The sequence below is a fragment of the Synechococcus sp. RC10B2 genome, assembly GCF_047502635.1.
The window spans coordinates 25,734-49,027 of sequence record NZ_JANSHO010000080.1 but is presented as its reverse complement, the minus strand read 5'-3'; the positions used below and the strand labels follow the sequence as shown (position 1 = coordinate 49,027).

The following is a 23,294-nucleotide window of genomic DNA, read 5'->3' as shown; positions in this document are numbered from 1 at the left end:
CATCTCCATCTAGGAAGCTTGCCTGCGAGCTGTACGCCTCCTCTACCTCAATAAACTCCATGCCATAATGCCGACATAATTGCGCAATACGCTCCTTGAACCGACCTGTTGGAATGAAAACAAAGTTTTGGTTACAGCCTTTTAATTTAAAATAGGGTACAGGTATTCAAGAGGAAGGAGAGAAAGGAATGCCGACTCATTCTTTGGATTTGCGGCAAAGAGTTGTAGCAGCCTATCAGGCAGGTAACACCTCCATCCGCCAGGTAGCTAAACGCTTCATGGTGACCAAAAGAACAGTACACCGCTGGGTGCGTCAGTACCAACAAACTCAAGATTTAGCCCCTAAGAAAGCAGGCACCAAGCGAGTGGGCATTTTGGAACAACATCGGCAGGAAGTGATGGCAATTATTACAGAACACCCAGACTTCTACCTGTGGCAGTATCAAGAACTGTTGCGCGAGCGCTTAGGAATCAATGTAAGCATCGTCACGATACATAATTTCTTGAAAAAGCAAGGAATGACTCTAAAAAAAAGACCTACCGCAGTGCAAAAGTCAAAGAAGAGGAGGTGCAAAGGGAACGACTAGCTTATAGTCAAGAAGTCAGGAATATTCCAGCGGAGGATTTGATTGCCATCGACCAGACGGGAGTCTGGGAGGGAATGGAGCGGAGAGTATCTCGGAGTTTACGTGGTCAAAGGGCTTATCATTATCGTCAGAGATACAAGGGTGAAAAGTATACGGTTATTGGAGCTATTTCCTTGAGAGGTGTAGTTGGCTGTCGTGTCATCAAGGGTGGGATGAAGAAAGGAGATTTTTTGGAGTTTTTGAGAAGCGAGCTATGTCCGAAGCTAGATGCGAGGAAGGTTGTGATTATGGACAATTTAAATATCCACAAGAGTCGGGAAGTTGAGGAATTGATTAGGGGGACAGGAGCACGAATCCTATACCTGCCTGTGTATGCGCCGGAGTTGAATCCCATTGAGATGATGTGGTCGGTGTTGAAGCATTTTATTCGGCAGCTTTGCAGAATTGGGAAATATAGCATGGAGCAGATAGTGAAGACTTCTTTACTACTGATCAATCCATCCTCCTTCCAAAGTTGGTTTGCTAAGTGCTGCTATTGTACCCCTTGAGTCCTTAACAGGCTGTAAGCTCAACCACTTTACGGTCATTTCGGCTGATGGAGTTTCTCTTTCCTGACAGAAGCCAAAACCAGTGGTACACTACCGCTACGGTGAGTTGGTCAGATTGATGGCAGGGATCCCTCATTTCTATTGGTGTTGGGCTAGGTGGGCTACACCGGCTCTGTGGGCGTTGCTGCTGTCGCCTGCTCCTATGGCTTGGGCTTCTGCTCTGGAGGTGCCTCAATTTGATCTGAGTGTTGTCCGCTCTCGTTCTTTGCCGTGGCGGCACCCGCTCCCTTGGCCAGAGATAGGGGATCCCAACCCATCTGAAGCTGAGGTCGAGGCGGCGGAGCATCTTTTCTTGGAGTTCACCCTCGAAGAGAGCAACGCCGCCATTGCCCTGTTCGGGTGTGATTGCCCAGCCCATATCAACCAACTGCGACGACTGCGCGGCCTGCCCTTGCTGTGAACGGGGGAGAGCTGACGGCCCCTCTGAACAGCACAGTTTGTATATTGCTAAGGCTGAGGTTCTCCCCCTGCTCAGTAGCCTGCTTCCGCGCTTCAGTTCGCGGATGGTCTACATAGCCCTGAGCCGGTGGAGTTTTGTCAGGCAGGGAGGCAAGCTGTCCCTGGGCATAAATCCAGTCAGGGCGTTGTGGGGATTGGCACAAGACAAGGGCTAAGCGGAGGGATCCGGTAGGGGCCTACGGTCTACCGGTTGCGGCTCCTCTTGAGGGGTGAGGGTTTTCAGTTCTGGCAGCGCCGTTCCTGCCGGCGCGTCAGCAGCAGGGCTCTCGGCAAAGTTGCCCGGCAACGGTGTCGGCGAGCTGGAGCCGGCGCGGTTCAGCTCCTGCAGAGCAGCTTGGGCCGGCTGAAACTGGGGATCCAGTTCCAGGCAGCGCTGCAAACTGGCCTGGGCCGCCTCCCGCTGGCCGGCCTGTAGTTGGATTAGCGCCAAGGTATGCCAGAAGGCGGGCCGCTGCGGCTCCAGTTCTGTGGCCCGTTGGGCGTCGGCTAGAGCCAGCTCCAATTTCCCCAGCTTCAGGGCCTCCCAGGCGCGGTTGTTGAGGGCCACCGCGTCTTCTGGGGTGAGCTGCAAAACCCGCGAGTAGGCCTCCACCGCTTTTTCTGCCTCTTTCAGGTCGCCATACACTAGCCCTAAGGCAAACCAGCCCCAGGGATCCCGTTCGTTGAGGCGGGTCATCTGTTGGGCGGCAGCAAGGGCTTCTTCCAACCGGCCCAAGCGCCGCAGGCTGGTGATCTGGCCAAACCAGCAGGCAAAGCTGCCGGGACGCTGTTGCACCAGGCGCCGGAACTGCTCCAGGCTGGCTTCGTATTGCCCCAGCTCCTGCTGGGCCACCGCCAGGGCGTAGCGAGCCGGGAAGTCCTCTGGCCGGATTTTCAGGGCTTCCTCGAAGTGAATGCAAGCCTCCCTCAGGTAGCCCAATTTCTGGAAGGCCACGCCGCGGGCATACCAGCTTTTGGGGTTGTCGGCGTCGTAGCGCAGAGCACGTTCCAGGGCCTTGCTGGCCAGCCGATACTGCCCCAGGCGCAGCAGAGCCACCCCTAGGTTGTGGAGCGTAATGGGATCCCGGCGGCGCAGCCGCAGCGAGCGCTTGTAACACTCGATGGCCGAGCGCAGCCGCTGGCAGTGGAACAGGGCATTGCCTTGGTAGCGCCAGACCCGGCCACTTCTGGGGTTGAGCTTCAGGACGCGGGCAAAGCTGGCCGCCGCCGAGCTGGGCCGCCGCAGCCGCCGCAGCACGATCCCACGCGCCAGCCAGGTGCGGGGCTGTTGGGGGTTGTAGCGCAGCGCCTTGTTCAGGCTGTTGAGGGCCAGCTTGGGCCGCTTCAGTTGCATGAGGCGAATGCCGCGATTGTGCCAGGCCAAGGCATCTTCGGGGTTGCTCTCCAGCACCTTGTCGTAGTTGACCACCGCCGCTTTGTACTGGCCCAGGCGCCCCAAAATCAGGGCCAGGCGCAGCCGCGTCTCCTCGTCGTAGGGGTTGATGCTCAGGGATCCGTTGTAGCTGTCCACCGCCTCGCGGTAGCGGGCCAACTGCACCAGCACATCGCCGCGCCGGCTCCAGGCCAGGGCAAAGTTGGGATCCATGTTCAAGGCACGGTCGTAGGCGGCCAGCGCCTCGCTCAGGTTGCCCCGCTTGCGCCACTCCTCGGCCCGCTCAAATTGAATGTCGGCGCTGTTCCACTGAAACAGCCGCTGAATAAATTGCAAAATGGCAATCTTGCGTGCTCCTTCCTCCGGCGTGGCAGAGGGCATTTCGCCGGTGGCAATGCGCAGGATGGCCATTTGAATGGCCCGCAAAAAGGCCTGGAACCCCCGCACCTCCTCATCTTCAGGGAGTTCCTCGCGGCGACGGTATTGCAGCCGAAATCGCTGCAGATCCCCGGGGGCGGGAAAGCTGGGATCCAAAAAGTGCATCAGCTCCCGGGCCCGGTACTCGAACAGCACCGGATCCTCATCGGAGCCGCTAAAGTCCAGCAGCGGCGCTTCTGCCAGGGGGCGGGGCAGCTCGGCGGGCGTGTGCAGCAGCGTCAGCAGGCGCTGGTTCTGCCGGGGCGGGGCGTGGGAGAAGCCGCTGTAGAGCTCATCTCTGGGCCAGGGATTGGCGACAAACTCCGGCGAGGCCACCACCCCGACCCAGCGGCACTGTTCGATGGCCAGTTGCAGCTCCAGCCGGCGGTCGTCTCCTGGCTGTAGCATCCAGCGGTCAAACCAGACCTTGAAGCCCTCCCGATCCAGCCGCTCCGCCAACTGCCGCGCCCAACGGGCCTGGGCCCGGTGGTAACGCAAGAAGAGGTCGAACTTGTAATGCTCGGAAGACATGAACGCCCGCTCGCTGCTCTTTTCCAGCTTATCTTTGCCACCGCCTCGGCGGCTTGGGGCATTGCCCTTCCCCGGCTGGGGGATAAGGCACCAAGTTTCTGTCAACCCTTTTGCCGTTTGCGCCAGCGGGACGGAGTCCTTCGATGGCCAGACCAAGATCGGCGATAGTTGAGGAAGGGTTGGTCAGGAGGGGGAGATGGTAAGCGGAGCGCTGGCGATTGGGGCTGCAATTGGCTTGGTGGTTTTGCTGTTGGAAGCGATTCGCTATCGCCGCTGGGGATCCCTTCGCCGTTGGCAGCCGGCAGTGGGGCTGGGCTTGGCAGCCTTGGCGGCGCTGGGGGCAGGGCTGGGACAGTTGTCGGAGCCGATCCCGCTAGCGGTGTTGCTGGGGGGACTGGTGGGGTTGGGTCTGCTGGGCTTGAGCGGCTGCGGGCGGGCCGGGCAGGGGCTGGCGGTGCTGCTGCTCAGCTTGGCCAGCGTGTGGGGCCTAGCCCGCGGTGCTTTCGAGGAATCTGAGGCGGGAGCTGCTTTTTCTCTGCTGCTGTGGGGCTGCGGCCTGGGGATGGGCTTGGTGGGGATCCCGTTGCTGGGCTGCTTGGCCGAGGCGGAGATGCTGTCTGTGCTGATGGGTCTGGGCCAGGGCTGGAGCGGCATCGCCGCCTTGACCTGGGGATCCCGCCTGCTGGAGATGGGCTCCCCCCAAGATCTCCCTTGGTCGGTGCTGCTGCCGGTGGGGCTGGCTGCCCTCAGCCTGGTGGCGGGCACGCTGCCCCTGCTGATCCTCCCCGTTCCCGCCAGCGGGACGGAGTCCTCGCGCGACAGCGAGGTGGGCTCCAACCGGCTGCTGTCGGCCCTGGGGCACGGTGTGGGATGGCTGGTGGCGACGGCGCTGGCTTTGGCCCTGGTGCGCAACGGGCTGTACCAGGATCCCTTTTGGGCGCTGCTGTACGGGGCGGGGGTGCTGCTCTCGTGGGCTCTGCTGGCTTTGGAGGGCGGGATCCCGGCACCCGAGGGGAAAGAGGCCTTGCTCTGGCGGGCCTGTGTGAGCCTGACGCTGGTAGGCGGTGGGGCGCTGCTGGCGCTGCGGCTGGGGGGATCCTACGGGGCGGCGCTGCTGGGGCTGGGGTGTCTGGCTTTTCCCAGCCGCTGGGGGGCAATGGCCGCCCTGTTTTTGTCGGCCCAACCCCTGCTGCAAAACCTGCTGCACCAGTTCAACCTGCAGGTGGCCGGGATCGACCTCACCCAGCCCTATGTGGCGGCGGCGCTGTACCTGGGCATGGCGAGCATGGGGCTGGCAGCGCTTGTCCACTGGGTGTACGGGCAAGACAGGCCGCTGCCGACGGGGATCGGCCTGACGCTGGCCAGCCTGCTCCTGCCGCTGGGGGTGGGCTATTTCGTCCACGCCCAGCCGCAGGCGGCCTTCTTGCTGGCAGCCTTGATCACCGCCTTGATCTTGGCAGCGCTGCAGCCCATAGCCCTAAACCAAGAAAGGGGAAGGGCACCTTGGACAGGGACCCAAGCTTTGGGCCTGGCTATGCTTGCCATTTTGGGCTCCAACCTCAGCCGCAACTGGACGGTGACGGGGTTCTATGCCACCCGCCTGGAGCGGGCCCTGGTGCTGGTGGTTCTCGTCGGGATCCTGGTTCTCTGCCTCTTGCTTGGGCAGGGCTGGCGCCTGTGGCAGTCCAGGACTGCATCCCGCTAAATGCCCACCCTCGCCTGTTGGGGCTCCCAGACCGTGAAACCTGTTCCTCTCGGCACCCGCGGCACCTGGCAAGGGATCCCCGGCCCCGAGCAAACGGCAGAGGCCCTGGGCAACCCCGGCGTGAGGGTGATCGGATCCCCGGCGCTGTTGGCGCTGATCGAGCGGTGCGGCCACAACACCTTGCAGCCCTTCTACGAGGGGGAAGAAGCCGTCGTCGGGATCCGCTTTGCCCTGGAACACTGCTCGGCAGCCGTGGTCGGGGATCCTCTACACGTTCAGGTTGAGGTTGTGCAAGCGGTGGGAAGGCGCATTGAATTTCAGGTGAAGATCACGCAGCAGGGGCGCTTGGTCATGCAGGGATCCTATACCTGTCAGGTGGTCGATTTGCCCCGTTTTCTGGCTCGCTATGGGCTGGCCTGAGGTCGTCCAGCGCCTGGCAGGGCTGTTGCTGGTCACGGGGTTGGGGCTGTTTTTGTTCTGGCCACAACAGCTCCTGCTGCGCTACCGCAAGCCTTGGCAGGGCCCCCTCGCCTGGGTTGGGGAATGGCGCGGGTGGAGGGGCTTGGCTCTGCGGGGCAGCCGTCGGGGTTGGGAATGGCGCTGCGGGTCCCTATACGTTCGCGGGCATTGGCCAGCCTGGGTGGGCTGCCGTCTCTCCTTTGCCGACTGGCCTCGCTTCTGGCCCCTTCTGAGGCGGTTGGCCGAGGGGATCCAGATCCAGTCCTGGCGAGGCGGCCTGGAAATCGGCTTTGCCGACCCGGCCTTGACGGGGCAGTGCCTAGGGCTTTTGGCAACCCTCCCCCCCTCGCTGGCTTGCCACCTGCGCTTGACCTTCGCCCACACCGGCTGGCACGGACAGGGATCCCTGCTGCTTTGCTTTCGCGCCTGGCGAGTGCTGGGGCCGGCCTTGGAATTGGCATGGCTCATCCTGCGCAGCAGCCGCTCGAGGATCCGATAGAACTCGTCAGCCCTCTCTTGGGCTCTTGCAGCAGCCCAACTACCAGTCATCATCGATGTCTAGAATTTTCCCGGCTCTGCCATCGATTTTGACCTCAATGTCGTTGGCAAACCCCACCTTCCAAACCCAGCGCCCATTCTCCCGCTCCAGTTCGACTTCTTCAACGGAAGCAGCGGGAACAACTAAGCGAGCAATCCAATAGTTTCTTCATCGATTGCTGAGACAGAAGACTGGGCAAAAACCGGCTCTGGGCCGGTCTTGAGGCCAGCCAGCGGGTTGCCGACCAGCATCGCAATCATCAAACCTAGATAGATAACAGCAGGTTTTAGAGAAGTAGGGGAGCTCGAGGGGCAATAATCCCCTCAATAAATATTGAGGGGAGGATGCCATCAATTTCAGGTTCAACCCTCTGAGAACCGGATGGTCTCACGTCGGCCTGGGCAGGTTTTGCAGCGCAGGATCCCCAGGGCAGCGGATCCCTTCTCATCTAGAGCCACCTCTGCTGGGGATGCGACAGCTCAGCCTTAAAGGGCTCTCCAAGGCAAAAGCAGGGTGAAGGAAAAAACCGGTTGCCACCCCCCAGGCAAATCTCAACCCTGCGGAGCAAACCCCTGCTAGACTGTTGAATTAAATACACAACCTAAAAAGCCGGCCAATAGCTGGCTGGTCTTCTAGCTCAAACCCTTCAGGTTGAGCGCTCGGTCGTCTTCAGTGGGGAGAAGATATCGTGGCAACAGGGGCCTATGCACTGGTGGATAGCCTGCATCGACATGGGGTGCAGCACATTTTCGGCTATCCAGGAGGAGCGATCTTGCCCATCTACGACGAGCTGTACAAGGCCGAATCCCAAGGGCTACTCAAACATTTCCTAGTCCGCCACGAACAGGCCGCCGCCCATGCTGCCGATGGCTACGCCCGCGCCACCGGCAAGGTGGGGGTGTGCTTCGCCACCTCGGGGCCAGGAGCAACCAACCTGGTGACGGGCATTGCCAATGCCATGATGGACTCTGTGCCCATGGTGGTGATCACCGGCCAGGTGCCCCGCCATTTGATCGGCACCGACGGCTTTCAGGAGACCGACATCTTTGGCATCACCCTGCCCATCGTCAAGCACTCCTACGTGGTGCGGGATCCGCGCCAAATGGCTCGGATCGTGGCCGAGGCTTTTCACATTGCTGGCACCGGGCGACCGGGGCCGGTGCTGATCGACATTCCCAAAGATGTGGGGCTGGAAGAGTTCGACTACCAGCCGGTTAGCGAAGTCAACATCCCCGGCTACCGGCCCACGGTGCGGGGGAACCCGCGCCAGATCCACGCGGCGGCCAAGCTGATCCTGCAGGCCAAGCGGCCCCTGCTCTACGTGGGGGGCGGGGCCATCATCTCGGGTGCCCATGCCGAGATTGCCGAGCTGGCCCACACCTATCAGATCCCGGTGACCACCACCCTCATGGGCAAAGGGGTCTTCGATGAGAACGATCCCCTCTCGGTGGGGATGCTGGGCATGCACGGCACCGCCTACGCCAACTTCGCCGTTACCGAGTGCGACCTGCTGATTGCCGTGGGGGCCCGCTTTGACGACCGCGTAACCGGCAAGCTGGACGAATTTGCCAAGCACGCCAAGGTTATCCACATTGATATCGACCCGGCAGAAGTGGGCAAAAACCGCACTCCGGACGTGCCGATTGTGGGAGATGTGCGCACCGTCCTGGTGGAGCTGTTGGCGCAACTGAGCAAAATGCCCCACACCCCTGGCCAGACGCAGGCTTGGCTGGAGCGGATCGAGCGCTGGAAACGGGACTACCCCCTGCAGGTGCCCCGCTATGAGGGCGTGATCGCCCCGCAGCAGGTGATCGATGCCTTTCGTCGCCATGCTCCCCACGCCTACTACACCACCGATGTCGGTCAGCACCAAATGTGGGCGGCGCAGTTTCTGCGTAACGGGCCGCGCCAGTGGATCTCCAGTTCTGGCCTGGGCACCATGGGCTACGGTTTCCCGGCGGCCATGGGGGTCAAAGTGGCCCTGCCCCACGCCGAGGTGATCTGCATCAGCGGCGACGCCAGCTTCCAGATGAACATGCAGGAGCTGGGCACGGTGGCCCAGTACGGCATTGCCACCAAGGTGGCCATCATCAACAACGGCTGGCAGGGCATGGTGCGGCAGTGGCAGCAGGCCTTCCACGGCGAGCGCTACTCCCACTCGGATATGACTCCGGGCATGCCGGATTTCGTCAAGCTGGCTGAAGCCTTTGGCGTCAAGGGCATGCGCGTCGATCACCCCGATCAAGTGGACGACGCCATCCAAGAGATGCTGCGCCACGAGGGGCCGGTGGTGGTCGATTTTGTGGTCAAGCGGGACGAGAACTGCTACCCGATGGTGCCCGCCGGCAAAGCCAACTACCAGATGATCGGCCTGCCGGAAAAGCGGCAACTGGAGCAAGCCGCCGAGCTGATTTACTGCCCCAATTGCGGCACCAAAAACCCCAGCCTGCACAAGTTCTGCGCCGAGTGCGGCACCAAGCTCTAGAACCGGCAGGGCTGGCCATCAGGGCAGGGAAGTTGGGATCCCTTCGCAACAAGGCCCGCCCTCGGCAGCGGAAAGTCCGCAGGGATGCCGATGATGGCTATTTCAAACTGCAGTCGTTTCAAACCCGATTGAAGAAAACACTTCCCGAGCGCGCCTCTGCTGCGACCAACCCCAGCCCATCGTCCAAGAGGAAGGGGGGGAGTGAGGCTCAAGTAGTCGGAAATTCTTTTTTCCACGCGGTGCGGGTGGAAGTTGCCAAAAGGTTCCGGCCTTACCCAATGGTCAGAGGGGCCGGTAGACACGGTAGTTGAGGTTGGGGAAGATGTTGTCCATGTATTCCACCTTGGCCAGCCACTGCTCGTCTTCAGGGGTGGCTTTTTCTCGCCGAAACTGGCCGGCTTGGATCTTCTCGTAGAGGTGATTGAAGCGCAGCAGGTGGGATTTGGTGCGGCGTACCGCATAGGGAACCATCGTCCCCGTGCGCATGATGAAGGCCCAGTCGGAAGATTGGGCCAGGAGCAATTCCCGCGCCGCCTGGTTCAGGGCCCGCCACTCCAGGTCATCGGCAGGCTCGCGGCGGCTCAGCTCGATCATCCGCTCGGTAGCCTTGTGCAGGTGGGGGTAGATCCAGGCGTTGGTGGGGTTGAGCCAGTACTCGTGGAAGCCGCGCGCCCCCCAACTGGACTGGGCAGGTTTGCACACCTGCTGGGTGGGGTTCTCCCGCAAGTACTCCGCCAGGTGAGTCATGCGATAGGTATTTTGGTCGAAGTAGCTCTTGCGAATGAGGAAATCCAAAAACCAGGGGCCCTCATACCACCAATGGCCGAACAGCTCGGCATCATAAGGGGCCACCACCAGCGGCGGACGCCCCATGACGCTGTACAAATACTCGATCTGCCGCTGGCGGTTGAACATGAAGTTGCCCGCATGTTCTGCCGCCTTCTCCCTGGCCCAGTAGGGATCGTAAAGTTGCTTCTGTCCCAGATCGAGGTTGCGCCCCGTGATGCGGTGGTACTTGATGCCGGTGTTTTTCCGCTGGCCGTTGGGCATGATGTAGGGCTTGATGTACTCGTAGTCGGCCTCGTACCCCAGGTCTTTGTAGAACTCGCGATAGACGGGATCCCCAGGGTAGCCCACCTCCGCTGACCACACCTGCTGCGAAGACTCGTGATCCCGACCGAAGACGGCAACGCCAGTCTCGGTGAAGATGGGGGCGTACATGCCGTAGCGGGGCCGCGGCTTGGCATAGAGCAAACCGTGGGCGTCGGTGATCATGTAGCGCAGGCCGGCATCGGCGATCATCCGCTCCAGCCCTTGGTAATAGGCGCATTCCGGCAGCCAGATCCCCCGCGGCCACTGGCCAAAGTGTTCGTTGTAGTGCTCGCAGGCTACGATAAGCTGGGCCCAAACCGCCTGCGGGTACATCTGCATCAAGGGCAGGTAGCCGTGGGTAGCCGCGCAGGTAATGATCTCCAGGTTGCCGCTGTCTTGAAACTGTTTGAAGGCCCGCACCAGATCCCGGTCGTAGCGCTCCCAGAGATCGCGCACCATGGCAAATTGCTTGATGTAGTGCTCGGCCAGGTAGCGAATGTGGCCGTTGGTGGCGTTCTTGTCGTATTCCAGTTGGGCCAGCTCTTCCAACTTGGTTAGGTAGTGGTCGTAGCGCTCCTGCAGCAAGGGATCCCGCAGCATCGACACCAAGGGCGGCGTCAGGGACATGGTGAAGCGAAAGTCGATGCCATCTCGCCGTAGCCCCTCGAACATGTGCAGCAGCGGCACATAGGTCTCCGTGATGGCTTCGTAGAGCCATTCTTCCTCCAGCACAAAGTCTTGCTCAGGGTGGCGCACAAACGGCAGGTGCGCGTGGAGTACCAAGGCGAGATAACCCATGGCAGCCGGCGATCCTTACAGACAGGGAAAGATAACGGAGCAGACTTGCCCTTCTCAGCAGCAAATCTGTAGAGAAGGTTAAGCCCAAGATTGCTACCTATCGTCCAGCATTTCGTCCTTGGGGTCAAGAGCTGGGATCGCTGGGGATCGCTGTTGGGCTCAGCGGTGACGAATGAAGTCGTAGATCTCCAGATACTCCTTGCCAGGATAGTTCCAGGAGTAGTCGTAGCTCATGCCTTGAATCTGCAGTTGACGGAACTGGTCAGGAGCGGTGTACCAAAGGTCGATGGCCCGATCCAGAGCCGACTCCAAAGCAGCTGGATCTGTGTGATAAAAGACGTAGCCGTTGCGTTGCTCGGGCAATTTGTGGGGATCGTAGTCGCGGTCGAAGACGGTATCCACCAGGCCACCCACTCCTCTCACCACCGGAACCGTGCCATACTTCAAGCCAATCATCTGAGTGAGTCCACAGGGTTCGTAGTGGCTGGGCACTACGATGATGTCTGCCCCCGCATAGATAAGGTGGGAAAGTTCTTCGTTAAAGCCCAACTCAATGTGAACATCGGGGTTGTTGTTGAGGTAGCTTTTCTCGTGGGCAAACCAAGCGCCGATCCCCGGCTCCGTGGCGGATCCCAGCAGCACGAATTGGGCATTTTTAAACAGGGAGCGGTAGATGGCATGATGCACCAGATGCACGCCTTTTTGCTCGTCCAGCCGCCCAATATAGGCCACAATGGGCTTATCAACATCTTGTAGCCATAGCTGATCCCGCAGTGCTTTTTTGTTTTTGGCCTTGTTTTCCAAAGTTTGCGCCGTGTAGTGAAAAGGAATAAAGCGATCGATCTCAGGGTTCCAAATATCGTAGTCGATGCCATTCAAGACGCCGCGAAACTTGTGCTGGTGCAAGTAAAGAGTGTGTCCCAGTCCATAGTTGTAATTACCAAATCGCGCTTCCAGGGCATGGGTGGGGGAAACGGTGGTCACGAAGTTGGAAAAGACGATCCCGCCCTTCATAAAGTTGAGGGCAAAGGGGTTAAAGTTATCTCGCAGGCGGTCGTAATGAAAGTAATAGGGCTCCCGGTTGAGGCCGGTGGCCCAGAGGATTTCCGGGCCGCCAAAGCCTTGGTGTTTAAAGTTGTGGATGGTGTAGCATACCCGCTGGTTTTCCATGCCGTGGTACTTGTAAATCTCAAAGAGCAGCACCGGCACCAATCCTGTCTGCCAATCGTGACAATGAATGATATCGGGGCGCTTATTGCTTTTGAGAAGAAACTCCAGAGCCGCCTTGCTGAAAAAAGCAAAGCGCATGTTGTCGTCCGGGCAGCCGTAGTAGCAGCCACGATTAAAAAAGTTGTCGCCGGAGTGGGGCTCAATAAAAAAGCAAAGGCGGCCATGTACCCAGCCGCAGTACACCGAGCAGTGAATAGCTCCCCCATACCAGGGCACCCAGAGGTCGCGGTAGGCATCGTGCAAGCCCCAGATCTGGTCGTAGCGCATGGTGTCGTACTTGGGCAAAACCAGCTCGACACAGTGCCCCCGCACTTCCAGCTCTCGGCTGAGGCCGTACACCACATCCCCCAGCCCCCCCGCCTTGATGACCGGGGCACATTCCGACGCAATCTGCACGATGTACATTTCGCGCTCTCCCGTAGCACCGCCTTACTTTTCTTCACAAAAGATAATCTCTTTTGGCTTCTACAGCCCATCCCCCGCCTCAGCGAAAAGGGATCCCTGTCCGGGGATCCCTTCCTTGCCTAACAGGTGGCTAGCTCAATCTCTGGCTGCGCTGCCTACGGGTTTGGCTGGCGGCTCAGGCATCTGCCTGGGATCGCTCAATACCACTGCTGGGCATAGAGGCGCTGCACCAGATAGAACACGAACAGGGGCACATCGACGCGACGCTCGTCGATCATAAAAGACTCAATGGTGCTGGCCGGGGATCCTTCAATAGCGCAGCGGAAGAACTTGGGCCCATTGAGGGATCCCTCGGCAAAGAGGACGCTAAACTGCTTTTTGCCGCCGGCAAACGAGCCAATCAGCGTCTTGCCCTCCAGCCGCAGTTGCAGATCGGTGACGCCGCGTTTCTGAAAAGCGGCGATGGTTGCCGGGATCACATCTTCTGCAATGAGTTGCTCGAAAGGCTTCTCTTCCTTGGCTGGTTTTTTTGCTGCGGCTTTGGGCGAGGCTTGGGCAGTGTCAGTCTCCTTGGGAGCAGGGTTGGCGGCCTCAACCCGGGCCGGCTTTTCGACAGCGGTTTCCTGGGCGGGGGTAGGTTCTCCAGACATGGGCTGATACTCCGATAACAGGTCAACGATTGGCGTGCGGGCTGGCAGGCCCAGAGTCAGGGATGGAAGAGAGGCTAACCTTTGGGGATGTACTGGCCGACAATTTCTTCAGCAGGGATCTGGGGGAAGCCCATGCTGTAGTTGGGGGTACGCCCCTGCAGGTTGTAGGCAATTTCCCCTTGCTTGAGGAGAGAGCGAATGAAGTGTTCCAGGTCAGAGCCGATGCGCCGCAGGTTGTACTCAGTCAGATCCCGGCCCCTGTACTCTTCTACCAATTCCTCAAAACGAGCATAGACCTTCTGCAAGGCGGCATCGTTCCAGACCAGCTCGTTGTCGGGATCCACATCGAGGGTGAGCAGATCGTCGCGAGGCACAAAGTGGTTATCGGCGGTCACCTCGCCAGCAAAGATGTGAACGTGGCGGGTGGTGCATTTCAGCATGGCTGTCGCTCCGGTCGAGATCCTACGCCTTTCTTCAAGGTATCATTCCTGGCGCCGAGGTGGGATCCCTTGTCGTCCAGATCCCAGAAAGTTGCCCAGGCCAATCTCCCCACCCAACAATTCTGGGGAGAAGCGGGATCCCTCTGGCACAGAAGAAGCCTAAAAGTACGGCTGTCGGCTGCGTAGCCGGTGTTACTGGAAAAATTTAAAAAGCCGGACTACCTTCCCCAGGGAAACCTAAGCTTGTTTATGAGATAACCCATGGTTGTTCTAGGCAGACTGGATCAAATCAGCGATATTCTGCTTCATCCTACTGCAAATCACATCAAGGGGCAGGTCGTTCGGATCCCGTCCAAAGGGGTTCTCAATTTCAATGCCGATCTCCTCGACGCCAAACAGCATAAAGGCCAGCAGCCCGACAATGGGGCCGGTCATCCAGCCCAATCCCTCCACCATCTGAAAAGGCAAAGACAAACAATACAGCAGCAACAACTGCTTCAAATGTAAGGCGTAGGCCATGGGCGTTGGGGTCATGAGAATGCGCTCGCAGGCGCCCAGGACATCGACCATGTTATTGAGCCGCTCCACCATGATCGTTAGCTGATAGACTTCAACGCGGCCTTTTTGGTATTGGCGCTGTAGGTAGTCTCCAATCCAAAAGGCAATTTGCAAGGAGGGATGGTTGAGGTTTTTAAGACGTTGCAACTGCTCTGGGCTGAGGAGGGTCTGAAGCTCATCTGGCAAAAATTCTTGGCGCAGATGTTGCTTCATGGCGATGGCAAAAGCAGGCAGGAGATAGAGGATTTTGATTTTTTCTTCCCGATCGTCTGGCTGCTTCTCTTCAATGGCTACCCAAATCAAGCGGGCTAAGTTGCGCACGTTGCTCACCACGCATCCCCAAGCTTTTCGCCCCTCCCAAAACCGCTCGTAGGCAGTGTTTGTCCGAAACACCAGCATCAAGCCAAAAACGATGTTGGGCACGAACGCCACCAACGAGGACAGCGCTATGGGCAACCCCAGCTTGTAGAGAACGGAAACCAGCACTCCCAGGAGACCACAGATGAGGGTGCGAGGCAGCACTGCCGGCACAACCGATCCGTGCAACTGCAGGGCCAAGCGAAACCAACGCAACCCATTTCCCGATAGATACTGGCGAATCCTGGTGTGGCGTCGGCAAGCCTGCCCCCTGATCCTACTACCGTCATGGCAACGGTTGTTGACCGAAACCTTGGCGGCGCAGGCCCCCCTCTTCCCCGCCGTATACGGGGGGATGAATCCCTTGACCTGACGGGGCAACTTCCAGGGTCTCAGGAGTCATTTCAAGCTAGTTTAAGAGGTTCTCTTTGCTCTCCTCAGGTTGAGAGGCAGGGATCCAGAAGTTGCTCTGCAGCAGAGGGGCGCCAGTGGGGGATTCGCTCCCGCCTGCCGGTTCGAGGGTAATCCAAAGGCGGGTCGGCTGCTGTGAATGGGTGGGCTGGCTGAGCCATTGCAGGGATCCCTCGGCGTTGACGGTGAAGGTGCCGGCGCTTTCCAGGCGCTGCCCAGCCGACTCCAGCCACAGTTGGTAGGTGGTTCCCGGGGGGGCAGGGGGCATTTCTGAAGCCAAGAGCAACACCTGCTTGGCGCGGGGCGACCAGAGAGCTTGTACCAACAGGGGGTTGCGGAAGCTGGGGTCGCGCAGAAGGGTTCGCCGTACCTGCGGTTGTCGTTGCCACTCCTGATAGAGCCGTTGAATGGCTACCGACTCCCCCTGCCAGCGCAGCCGCCAGTAGGCCGCTGTTATGGCCACTGCGTAGATCCCTAACCCTACTAAGCTGCCCCAGAGGAAACGCCGCGGCCACCAAGGAGGTGCGACCCGGATGGAGGCAGGGGCGGGCAACCAGCTCCAGCGCCGCAAGCGTTCTTGGGCTTGAAAGGCCGTCAACTCGTAAAGCCACAGGGCCACCGAGCGATCCCGCTGCAGGTCAAAGGCCTCCGCATGTTTCCAGCAGAACTCAAACACCTGGCGCACCACCTCTTCGGCCTGGTGAGGCTGCTTGAGAGTGGACAGCGCGATCTCCAGCAGGCGCTTTTGGTAGCGATCCTTAAGTAAAAAGTGGCTGCGGCGATCCCGCAGTTGGATCTGGCGCATCAGCTCGAAATCGGTCGGCTCCGCCATAGCCCCCCATCTGCTGCGCCTGTCCAGCCCGGCTTTGGGTCAAGCGGTAGCGCCAGGCCGGTAGCTTTTTCAAAAATATACATCAGCCCTGGATCCAGCTCACCGGCAAGCCGACTTCATTTTGTTGCGGCTGGTGCAGATGCCGGCCGTGCAACTTGCGGTATCCGCTTTTACTCGCACCTATCTCCTACAAAACGAGGAGCCGACCCAAGACACCATTTTTTCAGTGCAGATGCCCTCAGGCGGCATCTTTCTCGACCACCTTCTCCGCTTCTACCTTCAGGGACTCCGTCCCGCTGACGCGATCGGCACCGGCGGTGGGCTCGTCATCGCTGCTGGGGTTGTTCATCTCTTGCTTGAAGCTGCGCAACGCTTTGCCGAAGGCGCTGCCCAACTCCGGCAGCTTCTTGGGGCCGAACACGACCACTGCAATTATCCCAATCACGGCCAGCTCTGGCAGGCCCATGCCGAAGATGCTCACGGCCAGGATAGGTTCGCTCGACAGCAGGATAGCCATAAGTCCCCAAAACCCCAAAAATAGAACAAGCCAACCAACCTCGCTGGCAAGGAGGGGAATTATCCCCTCCCAACTCTAGCAGGTTTTCCCGGGGGCAGAAAGGTTTGGCTGCTACTGCCATGGCTCTGGAATCCATGAGCTGCCAAAAGCGGCAGCCGACGACCGCTAGACTGAGATTGTTGCTTTGTTGAAGCTTGCCGATGGGCTTTCTCCTGTCTGCCGAACAAGTGCTTCAGTTCGTCACCAACCAGTGGCAGGATCCCTATGCTGTTTTGGGGCCGCAGCAGATAGAGCAGGGGGAGACGTCCTTCTGGCTGGTGCGGGCCCTGGTGCCCAATGCCAAACAGGTTTGGTTGGTAGAACGCGCCACTGGGCAGGCCTACCCCATGCAGCCGCTGCATCCAGAAACGTTGTTTGAGCTGTGCTTTGCGCCTGGCACGCCGGTTCCAGACTACTTTCTGCGGGCGCAGCGGGTCTGGGATCCGGAGGGCCAGCACTTGGAAGAGTGGGAGGATCCCTATCGCTTTCCCCTGGAGAAGGTCAACCACATCGGTGAGCTGGATCGCTACCTCTTCAACGAGGGCAACCACCACCGCATCTACGAGAAGTTGGGCGCTCATCCCATCAGCGTAGATGGGGTTCAGGGAGTCCACTTTGCCGTCTGGGCTCCCAACGCCCGCAATGTCAGTGTCATTGGCGACTTCAACCACTGGGATGGCCGCCAACACCAGATGAAGCGGCTGGGCGAAAGCGGCATCTGGGCGGTGTTCATCCCTGGTGTTGGGCCAGGAGCCGTCTACAAGTACGAGGTGAAAACTGCCTGGGGGGATATCTACGAAAAGTCAGATCCCTATGGCTTTCAGCAGGAGGTGCGACCCAAAACCGGCTCAATTGTAGCCGACCTCCACACCTATACCTGGCACGACCAGGAGTGGCTGGAAAAGCGGGCTGCCACCGACCCCCTGCGCTCGCCCATCTCGGTGTACGAGGTGCATTTGGGATCCTGGATGCACGCTTCCACGGAAGACCCCCCCGCTGATGGGCACCTGGTGCCGGTGGAGCAAAAGCCCAACACCCGCTTTCTTACCTACCGGGAGCTGGCGGACAAATTGATCCCCTATGTCAAGGAGCTGGGCTTTACCCACATCGAGCTCTTACCCGTGGCCGAGCACCCCTTCGACGGCTCCTGGGGCTACCAGGTTATTGGCTACTACGCGGTAACCTCCCGCTACGGCTCGCCCCAAGACTTCATGTACTTTGTCGATCGCGCCCACCAGGAAGGGATCGGCGTCATTGTCGATTGGGTGCCGGGGCATTTCCCCAAAGATGGGCATGGGCTGGCCTTTTTTGACGGTACCCACCTCTACGAATATGCCGACCCCCGCAAGGGCGAGCACAAGGGCTGGGGCACTTTGGTTTTCAACTACGGCCGCAACGAGGTGCGCAACTATCTAATAGCCAATGCCCTCTTTTGGTTTGACAAATACCACATCGACGGCCTTCGGGTGGATGCGGTGGCCTCAATGCTCTATCTGGACTACGACCGCAAAGAATGGATCCCCAACTGCTACGGCGGGCGAGAACACCTGGAGGCCATCGACTTTTTTCGCCAGCTCAATACCCTTATTTTCAAGTACTACCCTGGCGTTCTTTCCATTGCCGAGGAATCGACTGCCTGGCCAATGGTGACCTGGCCAACTCACGTGGGCGGTCTGGGCTTTAACCTGAAGTGGAACATGGGCTGGATGCACGACATGCTGGATTATTTCCGCATGGATCCCTGGTTCCGCCAGTTCCATCACAACCTAGTGACTTTCAGCCTCATGTATGCCTTCAGTGAAAATTACATGCTGGCTTTTTCCCACGATGAGGTAGTGCACGGCAAAAGCCACATGTTGGGCAAAATGCCAGGGGATATGTGGCACAAGTTTGCCAGTTTGCGGGCCCTCTACGGCTACATGTTCACCCACCCCGGCAAGAAAACCCTGTTCATGAGCATGGAGTTTGGCCAGTGGAACGAGTGGAATGTTTGGGCAGATCTAGACTGGGAGCTGCTGCAGTATGAGCCCCACGCTAAACTGCGCCACTACGTAGCCACCCTCAACCATCTATTGCGCTCGCAGCCAGCTCTCTACACCCAAGACACCAAGCCAGAAGGCTTCCGCTGGATCGACTGCAGCGACCATCGGGGCATTATCTCTTTCATCCGCTATGGGGAGGATCCCAAGGAGTGGCTGGTGGTGGTCTGCAACTTCACCCCCGTGGTCTGGCCAAACTACCGCATTGGCGTGCCGCAGCGAGGGTTTTACCGGGAACTGCTCAACAGCGACGCGGTAGAGTTCTGGGGCAGCGGGGTTGGCAACCTAGGGGGCAAGTGGACGGATGACTGGCCCTACCACAACCTGCCCTACTCGCTTGAGCTCTGCCTGCCCCCTCTTTCAACCTTGGTGCTGAAGTGGCAGCCGGAGGATTCAGGCGAAAACAAAGCTATGCTGGAGTGAGTACGGCCTTCCCGCCTCATTGCCATGCGAGATCTGCTGCGCGACATCCTTCGAGACTATTCTGGCTTTGTGGAACTGCGCTACCACAGCAAAGTCTTTCGCAGTGTCACGGCGGAAAAGGGCCGCATTGAGCGCACGGCAGTTCGGCGGCGCTCAGGTGTGGGGGTGCGGGTGCTAGAAGCCGGCACCTGGGGCTTTGCCGCCACCGGGGATCTCTCACCCGCAGCCATTCGCAAGGCCATTGCCGAGGCCCAGCAAGCGGCCCGCGCCAGCGCCAACTGCCGCAGGCAGAAGCTGAAGGCTTTGCCCCGCGTCCAACTAGCCCAGGGGGAGTTCTGCGAGCCCGGCGTGGAGGAGGTGGTCAACAAACCCCTGGAGGCCAAGATCCAGTTGGCTCTGGAAACAGAAGCCCAGGCGCGCAAGTCTTCCGCCCGCATCACCTCCGCCAGTTGCACTTACAACGAGATCTACGAGGAAAAAGCCATTGTTACTACGGATGGGGCGGATGTGGCCTTCCGGCTGGTGCGCCCTGAGCTGCGGATCCAGGCGGTGGCCGAGGCGGATGGCCAACTAAGCAGCGGTACTGAGTCCATTGGCGTGACGGGGGGGTGGGATTGCCTTTTTCGGGCGGATCCCTTGCAGATGGCGGAGAAGGCGGCTGCCACAGCCGTCGATCTCCTCTCTGCAGGCTATGCTGAGGGGGGATGGGCCACGGTCATCTTGTCCCCTTCCATCGTGGGGCTGCTGGTGCACGAGGCCATTGGCCACACGGTCGAGGCGGATTTTGTCTTGGCCGGCTCGGTGGCAGCCGGCAAGCTGGGGCAGCGGGTGGCCAGCGAGCTGGTTACTCTCAAGGACTCTGGCCGTTCTGAATTGATGCCGGGGGCAGGGGGAACGCTGCCTGTGGACGATGAGGGCGTCCCCACCCAAACCACCACCATCATCCAGAACGGCATCCTGGTGAGCTACCTGCACAACCGCGAAACGGCTGCCCACTTCGGCGTCGAGCCCACCGGCAATGCCCGCGCCTGGGAGTACGCCGATGAGCCGCTCATCCGCATGCGCAACACCTATCTCGAGCCGGGATCCCAGACATTGGAGGAGATCATCGCCAGCACTCCCGACGGCTACTTCCTGGATGGGGCCAGAAACGGGCAAGCCGACTCCACCGGTGAGTTCATGTTTGGCGTGGAGCGGGCCTACCGCATTCGCAACGGCAAGCTGGCGGAGCTGCTGAGGGGAGTTACCATCACGGGCAATGCCTTTGAGGTGTTGCAGTCGGTGGATGCCGTGTCGCGGGATTTCCGGTGGGACTTGGGATCCGGCCACTGCGGCAAGGGTCAGCCGGCCAAGGTAGACGCCGGAGGGCCCTACATTCGCTGCCGTGCCATTGTGGGGGGCCGACAGCCTGCTTAGCCCTCACCCCCAGCCCCTCTCCCAAAGGGAGAGGGGAGTTAGGGAGCAACTCTTAGAACCAGCCGGTCGGCTTCCCACTGCTGGAAGAGGCGGAGGACGTGGCCGGCTCTCTCGCGATGGTCGGCCAAGATCTCGGCGCCGGAACGAGCTTGCTTGGCCAATGGCAGCAGCAGCTCCACCACCTGGTAGCGGCTAGAAGCGATCATCTTGCCCGGGATGCGGGCGATGGGCCAGAAGATGTCCATCTTTTGGGTCACGATCTGGGCCGGATCCACTTTGCCCAGCAGATCCGAAAAGGGGATCTTTTGATCCCAGTAGCGCACCTTGCCGTACTGGAGAAAGAGGGGGTTGAGCTGCCAACGGGAGCTTTGGAAAAACTCAGGGGTAAAAGGATCCCAACTGGCCACCTTTTTGCCCTGATGGCAGCACCAAAAGAGATTTTGCGTGTGGTAAAGAGGCTCCAGATACTCGATAACTCGTAGCTGGTCGAGGCGAGAAAGGGCCTCGTAGCGGCGATGGAACTCGGTGTGAGTAGCAGCAATTAAAGGCTTGGCGTTCCAGTAGTCCAAGTAGGGGGCTACATCGATAAACTCCAAGCCCGCCTGGGCCAGAAGGTCGGGGATTTCGCCGATGTCAAAAGGAATGTCGTTGGCGTGGAAGAAGTTGTCGACGATGTTCTCGTCTGCTAGGTAGTATTCCTCATGGGCCTTGGCGTGCTTGGCCAAGAGGGAGTTGGGATGAGCTGCCTTCAGCAGTTGCCGCACAAATTCGATCTTTTCCCGGGTGGCCGGTGGAGTAATCCCCAGCAGCTCCAAAGCACGGCGAATGCGGTAGACATGCCAACGGCCTGAGCGGTTGTAGAGCATCAGGGCCATTACCCCGTCGGGAGCCAGGCGCGAGGCCAAGTTCTTTAGAGCCTTGACGGGATCGGCGGTGTGGTGGATTACCCCGTAGGAGCTGATCATGTCAAAGCTTCCCTCCGGCCAGGTGGAGGGATCCATGAGATCCCCATAATGCACCGAGCAGTTGCGCAGGCCGTGGTACTTGATCCGCTTCTGGGCAATCTCCAGAGCTGGGCGGCTGAGGTCGATCCCTACCACGGCGCCATATCCGGGGTTGCTGGCGGCGATGACGTGCATCTCCCAACCAGTGCCGCAGCCGGCCACCAAAAACCTGGCCCCAGTGGGCTCTTGCAAGGTGCGGGTGCGGGCGTATTGGGCCAAGGTATAGCTGCCCAGGCTGGAAAAGCCCTCAAAGGGCTGGTCGTAGGGAACAGGGGGATAGGGGAAGGTTTCGTACTGGGCTTGCACTGCCCGTGTAATCTCGGCTTCGGTAACCAAGAGGACTTCCTCCTGCGTACTTCCCTCCCAATCCTATGGCTTTCTCAAGGGCTGGAGGGGAAACCTGCTGGCTAGGCCACTGCCAAACTGTGGGCAGCTCGCCGGTAGGCCTCCTCCAGCGTCTCTGCCAAGGTGGGGTGAACATGCACCAGGCGGGCCAGCTCTTGCACCGTGGCGCGGCGGGCGATGGCCTGGGCTGCCTCGTGGATGAGATCGGCGGCATGCGGCCCAAAAATGTGGGATCCCAGCAAGAGGCCCGTCTCTTTATCAAAGACCAGCTTCACCATGCCCTCAGTCTCGCCAGCAGCAATGGCCTTGGAGTTGCCGCCAAAGTAGGTGCGCACCGTGCCTACGCTATAGCCCTCGGCTTTGGCCTGCGGCTCGGTTAGCCCCACAAAGCCCATCTCCGGATGGGTGAACACCGCCGCCGGGATGCTCAGGTAATCCATGTAGGCAGGGCGGCCACAGATGTTTTCCACCGCCACCCGCCCCTGCGCTGCCGCCGCGTGGGCCAGCATCATCTTGCCCGTCACATCCCCAATGGCCCACAGGTGGGGCAATTCGGTGGCCATGCGGCTATCCACCGGCACAAAGCCGCGCTTGTCCGTAACAACCCCCAGCTCCGCCAGGCCCAGCCCTTCTGAGACCGGGATCCGCCCAGCGGCCACCAGGCAGCCATCCACCTGCAGCGTCTCCCCGTTGGAGAGGTGGATCGTCACCGGCTGGCCGGGGATCACCTGCTTGGCCAGCACGCCCACATAGGTCTGGATCTGGCGGGGTTTAATCAGCACCCGCTGGGCCAGGCGGGCAATGTCGGGGTCAAAGGCCGGCATCAGGGTCTCCAGCGCCTCGATGAGAATAACTTGGGATCCCAGCGCCGTGTAGACGTCGGCAAATTCCTGGCCGATGTAGCCGCTGCCGATGATGGCCAGCCGCTCCGGGATCCACTCCAACCGCACCGCCTCGTCGCTGGTAAACACGGTGCGGCCATCCACCTGGATCCCCGGCGGCACAAAGGGTCGAGAACCCGTGGCCAGGATCACATCCCGCGCCGTGTAGGTCTGGGATCCCTTCTCTTCCTGGACTTCGACCGTTTGTGGCCCCGCCAGCCTGCCCCGCCCCCTCAGGATTGTTACCCCCAGCTTCTCTAGGGAGCGGGTCATGTCGGTGCGGATCTTCTCCACCACCTGGGCAGCATGGGCAGCAATGGCTCCTCGGTCAGCCTGGACGGATCCCACCTGCAGCCCTAGCTGGGAGCTGTGTTGCAGTTCCCGCAGGCGTCCGGAGGCGGCCAGCAGCGCCTTGGAGGGGATGCAGCCGCGGTTGATGCAGGTGCCGCCCATTTCGGCGCACTCGACGATGGCGGTTTTGAGGCCGGACTCGACGGCATGCAACGCCGCGCCATGGCCGCCGACGCCAGCACCGATGATGATCAAGTCAAAATCAAAGCTCATGGCGAGACTTGGATAACCGGTGCCTCATTTTCTCATCTTGTTGGCCTTCCCAGGAACCTGGCTGAGAGCATCCAAACCATGAGGTAGCATAGGGTCGCTTGCCCAGTTGACAAAAGGCTGGCGGGGTGGGAA

19 protein-coding genes are annotated in these 23,294 nt (G+C 59.9%); 8 read left to right on the top strand and 11 right to left on the bottom strand.

What is annotated here, in order from left to right:
- The first annotated feature begins 188 nt into the window (after window positions 1–188).
- Both NW855_RS12940 and NW855_RS12935 read left to right on the top strand, forming a co-directional pair.
- A protein-coding gene (locus NW855_RS12940; protein WP_414508852.1) for an IS630-like element ISSoc15 family transposase occupies window positions 189–1,135 on the top strand; the annotation gives its coding sequence in 2 pieces (ribosomal slippage) (window positions 189–525 and window positions 525–1,135; 948 coding nt in all).
- Between the two features lie 202 nt (window positions 1,136–1,337).
- Window positions 1,338–1,595, top strand: coding sequence for a hypothetical protein (locus NW855_RS12935; protein WP_049749773.1), 258 nt, complete (start codon window positions 1,338–1,340; stop codon window positions 1,593–1,595).
- Window positions 1,596–1,805: 210 nt separating this feature from the next.
- Here NW855_RS12935 and NW855_RS12930 read toward each other — a convergent pair whose 3' ends face one another.
- Complete coding sequence (locus tag NW855_RS12930; RefSeq protein WP_041438461.1) at window positions 1,806–3,974, bottom strand: toll/interleukin-1 receptor domain-containing protein; 2,169 nt, start codon at window positions 3,972–3,974, stop codon at window positions 1,806–1,808.
- 196 nt (window positions 3,975–4,170) lie between these two features.
- Between NW855_RS12930 and NW855_RS12925 the strand changes: the two genes are divergently transcribed.
- Genes NW855_RS12925 through NW855_RS12915 form a run of 3 tightly spaced genes read left to right on the top strand, consistent with a single transcriptional unit; the run spans window position 4,171 to window position 6,637 of the window.
- Window positions 4,171–5,679, top strand: a complete 1,509-nt coding sequence (locus NW855_RS12925; protein ID WP_011430892.1) for a hypothetical protein — start codon at window positions 4,171–4,173, stop codon at window positions 5,677–5,679.
- 33 nt (window positions 5,680–5,712) lie between these two features.
- Window positions 5,713–6,099 (top strand): thioesterase family protein, encoded by a 387-nt coding sequence (locus NW855_RS12920; protein WP_099813344.1) that lies wholly within the window; start codon window positions 5,713–5,715, stop codon window positions 6,097–6,099.
- Window positions 6,086–6,637 carry a hypothetical protein gene (locus NW855_RS12915; RefSeq protein WP_414402922.1) on the top strand — a complete coding sequence of 184 codons (552 nt, stop codon included), beginning with the start codon at window positions 6,086–6,088 and terminating at the stop codon, window positions 6,635–6,637. The genes NW855_RS12920 and NW855_RS12915 overlap by 14 nt, the downstream gene beginning before the upstream one ends.
- 39 nt (window positions 6,638–6,676) lie before the next feature.
- On the opposite strand, the gene NW855_RS12910 is transcribed toward NW855_RS12915, so the two are convergent.
- Window positions 6,677–6,787, bottom strand: coding sequence for a hypothetical protein (locus tag NW855_RS12910; RefSeq protein WP_414508853.1), 111 nt, complete (start codon window positions 6,785–6,787; stop codon window positions 6,677–6,679).
- Window positions 6,788–7,364: 577 nt separating this feature from the next.
- On the opposite strand from NW855_RS12910, the gene ilvB reads away from it, so the two are divergent.
- A complete protein-coding gene (ilvB, locus tag NW855_RS12905; RefSeq protein WP_414402921.1) occupies window positions 7,365–9,161 on the top strand; it encodes a biosynthetic-type acetolactate synthase large subunit in 1,797 nt (598 codons plus the stop codon).
- A 282-nt stretch (window positions 9,162–9,443) separates the two neighbouring features.
- Here the strand turns inward: ilvB and NW855_RS12900 are convergent, their stop codons facing one another.
- The 7 genes from NW855_RS12900 to tatA form a co-directional block, all read right to left on the bottom strand.
- Entirely contained in the window at window positions 9,444–11,051 is a 1,608-nt protein-coding gene (locus NW855_RS12900) for a glycoside hydrolase family 57 protein (RefSeq protein ID WP_414508851.1), read from the bottom strand.
- 159 nt (window positions 11,052–11,210) lie between these two features.
- Window positions 11,211–12,686: a glycogen synthase GlgA gene (glgA, locus tag NW855_RS12895; RefSeq protein ID WP_414508850.1), complete on the bottom strand. Its 1,476-nt coding sequence runs from the start codon at window positions 12,684–12,686 to the stop codon at window positions 11,211–11,213.
- A 197-nt stretch (window positions 12,687–12,883) separates the two neighbouring features.
- Window positions 12,884–13,336 (bottom strand): DUF2996 domain-containing protein, encoded by a 453-nt coding sequence (locus NW855_RS12890; protein ID WP_099813003.1) that lies wholly within the window; start codon window positions 13,334–13,336, stop codon window positions 12,884–12,886.
- A 74-nt stretch (window positions 13,337–13,410) separates the two neighbouring features.
- Complete coding sequence (locus NW855_RS12885) at window positions 13,411–13,776, bottom strand: NAD(P)H-quinone oxidoreductase subunit M (protein ID WP_011430883.1); 366 nt, start codon at window positions 13,774–13,776, stop codon at window positions 13,411–13,413.
- Between the two features lie 270 nt (window positions 13,777–14,046).
- The gene (locus tag NW855_RS12880; RefSeq protein WP_240527344.1) at window positions 14,047–14,907 is read right to left on the bottom strand and encodes a bestrophin family protein; all 861 of its coding nucleotides are present in this window, start codon (window positions 14,905–14,907) and stop codon (window positions 14,047–14,049) included.
- Between the two features lie 193 nt (window positions 14,908–15,100).
- Window positions 15,101–15,934: an anti-sigma factor domain-containing protein gene (locus NW855_RS12875; RefSeq protein ID WP_414402899.1), complete on the bottom strand. Its 834-nt coding sequence runs from the start codon at window positions 15,932–15,934 to the stop codon at window positions 15,101–15,103.
- 238 nt (window positions 15,935–16,172) lie between these two features.
- Window positions 16,173–16,451, bottom strand: coding sequence for a twin-arginine translocase TatA/TatE family subunit (gene tatA / locus NW855_RS12870; protein WP_011430879.1), 279 nt, complete (start codon window positions 16,449–16,451; stop codon window positions 16,173–16,175).
- A gap of 200 nt (window positions 16,452–16,651) precedes the next feature.
- Between tatA and glgB the strand changes: the two genes are divergently transcribed.
- Together glgB and NW855_RS12860 are read left to right on the top strand one after the other, a co-directional pair.
- Entirely contained in the window at window positions 16,652–18,952 is a 2,301-nt protein-coding gene (gene glgB, locus NW855_RS12865) for a 1,4-alpha-glucan branching protein GlgB (protein WP_414402900.1), read from the top strand.
- Between the two features lie 24 nt (window positions 18,953–18,976).
- On the top strand, window positions 18,977–20,368 hold the full coding sequence (locus tag NW855_RS12860; protein WP_414402901.1) for a TldD/PmbA family protein: 1,392 nt from the start codon (window positions 18,977–18,979) through the stop codon (window positions 20,366–20,368).
- Between the two features lie 38 nt (window positions 20,369–20,406).
- Here NW855_RS12860 and NW855_RS12855 read toward each other — a convergent pair whose 3' ends face one another.
- Together NW855_RS12855 and lpdA are read right to left on the bottom strand one after the other, a co-directional pair.
- A complete protein-coding gene (locus tag NW855_RS12855; protein WP_414508849.1) occupies window positions 20,407–21,708 on the bottom strand; it encodes a class I SAM-dependent methyltransferase in 1,302 nt (433 codons plus the stop codon).
- A 71-nt stretch (window positions 21,709–21,779) separates the two neighbouring features.
- Complete coding sequence (gene lpdA / locus NW855_RS12850; RefSeq protein WP_414402889.1) at window positions 21,780–23,162, bottom strand: dihydrolipoyl dehydrogenase; 1,383 nt, start codon at window positions 23,160–23,162, stop codon at window positions 21,780–21,782.
- Window positions 23,163–23,294: the final 132 nt, after the last annotated feature.

Bases quoted from the DNA above. Each gene is read 5' to 3' on its own strand.
- NW855_RS12935 (WP_049749773.1), top strand. From the start codon at position 1,338: ATGGCTTGGGCTTCTGCTCTGGAGGTGCCTCAATTTGATCTGAGTGTT.
- NW855_RS12930 (WP_041438461.1), bottom strand. From the start codon at position 3,974: ATGTCTTCCGAGCATTACAAGTTCGACCTCTTCTTGCGTTACCACCGG.
- NW855_RS12925 (WP_011430892.1), top strand. From the start codon at position 4,171: ATGGTAAGCGGAGCGCTGGCGATTGGGGCTGCAATTGGCTTGGTGGTT.
- NW855_RS12915 (WP_414402922.1), top strand. From the start codon at position 6,086: ATGGGCTGGCCTGAGGTCGTCCAGCGCCTGGCAGGGCTGTTGCTGGTC.
- NW855_RS12900 (WP_414508851.1), bottom strand. From the start codon at position 11,051: ATGGGTTATCTCGCCTTGGTACTCCACGCGCACCTGCCGTTTGTGCGC.
- glgA (WP_414508850.1), bottom strand. From the start codon at position 12,686: ATGTACATCGTGCAGATTGCGTCGGAATGTGCCCCGGTCATCAAGGCG.
- NW855_RS12890 (WP_099813003.1), bottom strand. From the start codon at position 13,336: ATGTCTGGAGAACCTACCCCCGCCCAGGAAACCGCTGTCGAAAAGCCG.
- NW855_RS12885 (WP_011430883.1), bottom strand. From the start codon at position 13,776: ATGCTGAAATGCACCACCCGCCACGTTCACATCTTTGCTGGCGAGGTG.
- NW855_RS12875 (WP_414402899.1), bottom strand. From the start codon at position 15,934: ATGGCGGAGCCGACCGATTTCGAGCTGATGCGCCAGATCCAACTGCGG.
- tatA (WP_011430879.1), bottom strand. From the start codon at position 16,451: ATGGCTATCCTGCTGTCGAGCGAACCTATCCTGGCCGTGAGCATCTTC.
- glgB (WP_414402900.1), top strand. From the start codon at position 16,652: ATGGGCTTTCTCCTGTCTGCCGAACAAGTGCTTCAGTTCGTCACCAAC.
- NW855_RS12860 (WP_414402901.1), top strand. From the start codon at position 18,977: ATGCGAGATCTGCTGCGCGACATCCTTCGAGACTATTCTGGCTTTGTG.
- lpdA (WP_414402889.1), bottom strand. From the start codon at position 23,162: ATGAGCTTTGATTTTGACTTGATCATCATCGGTGCTGGCGTCGGCGGC.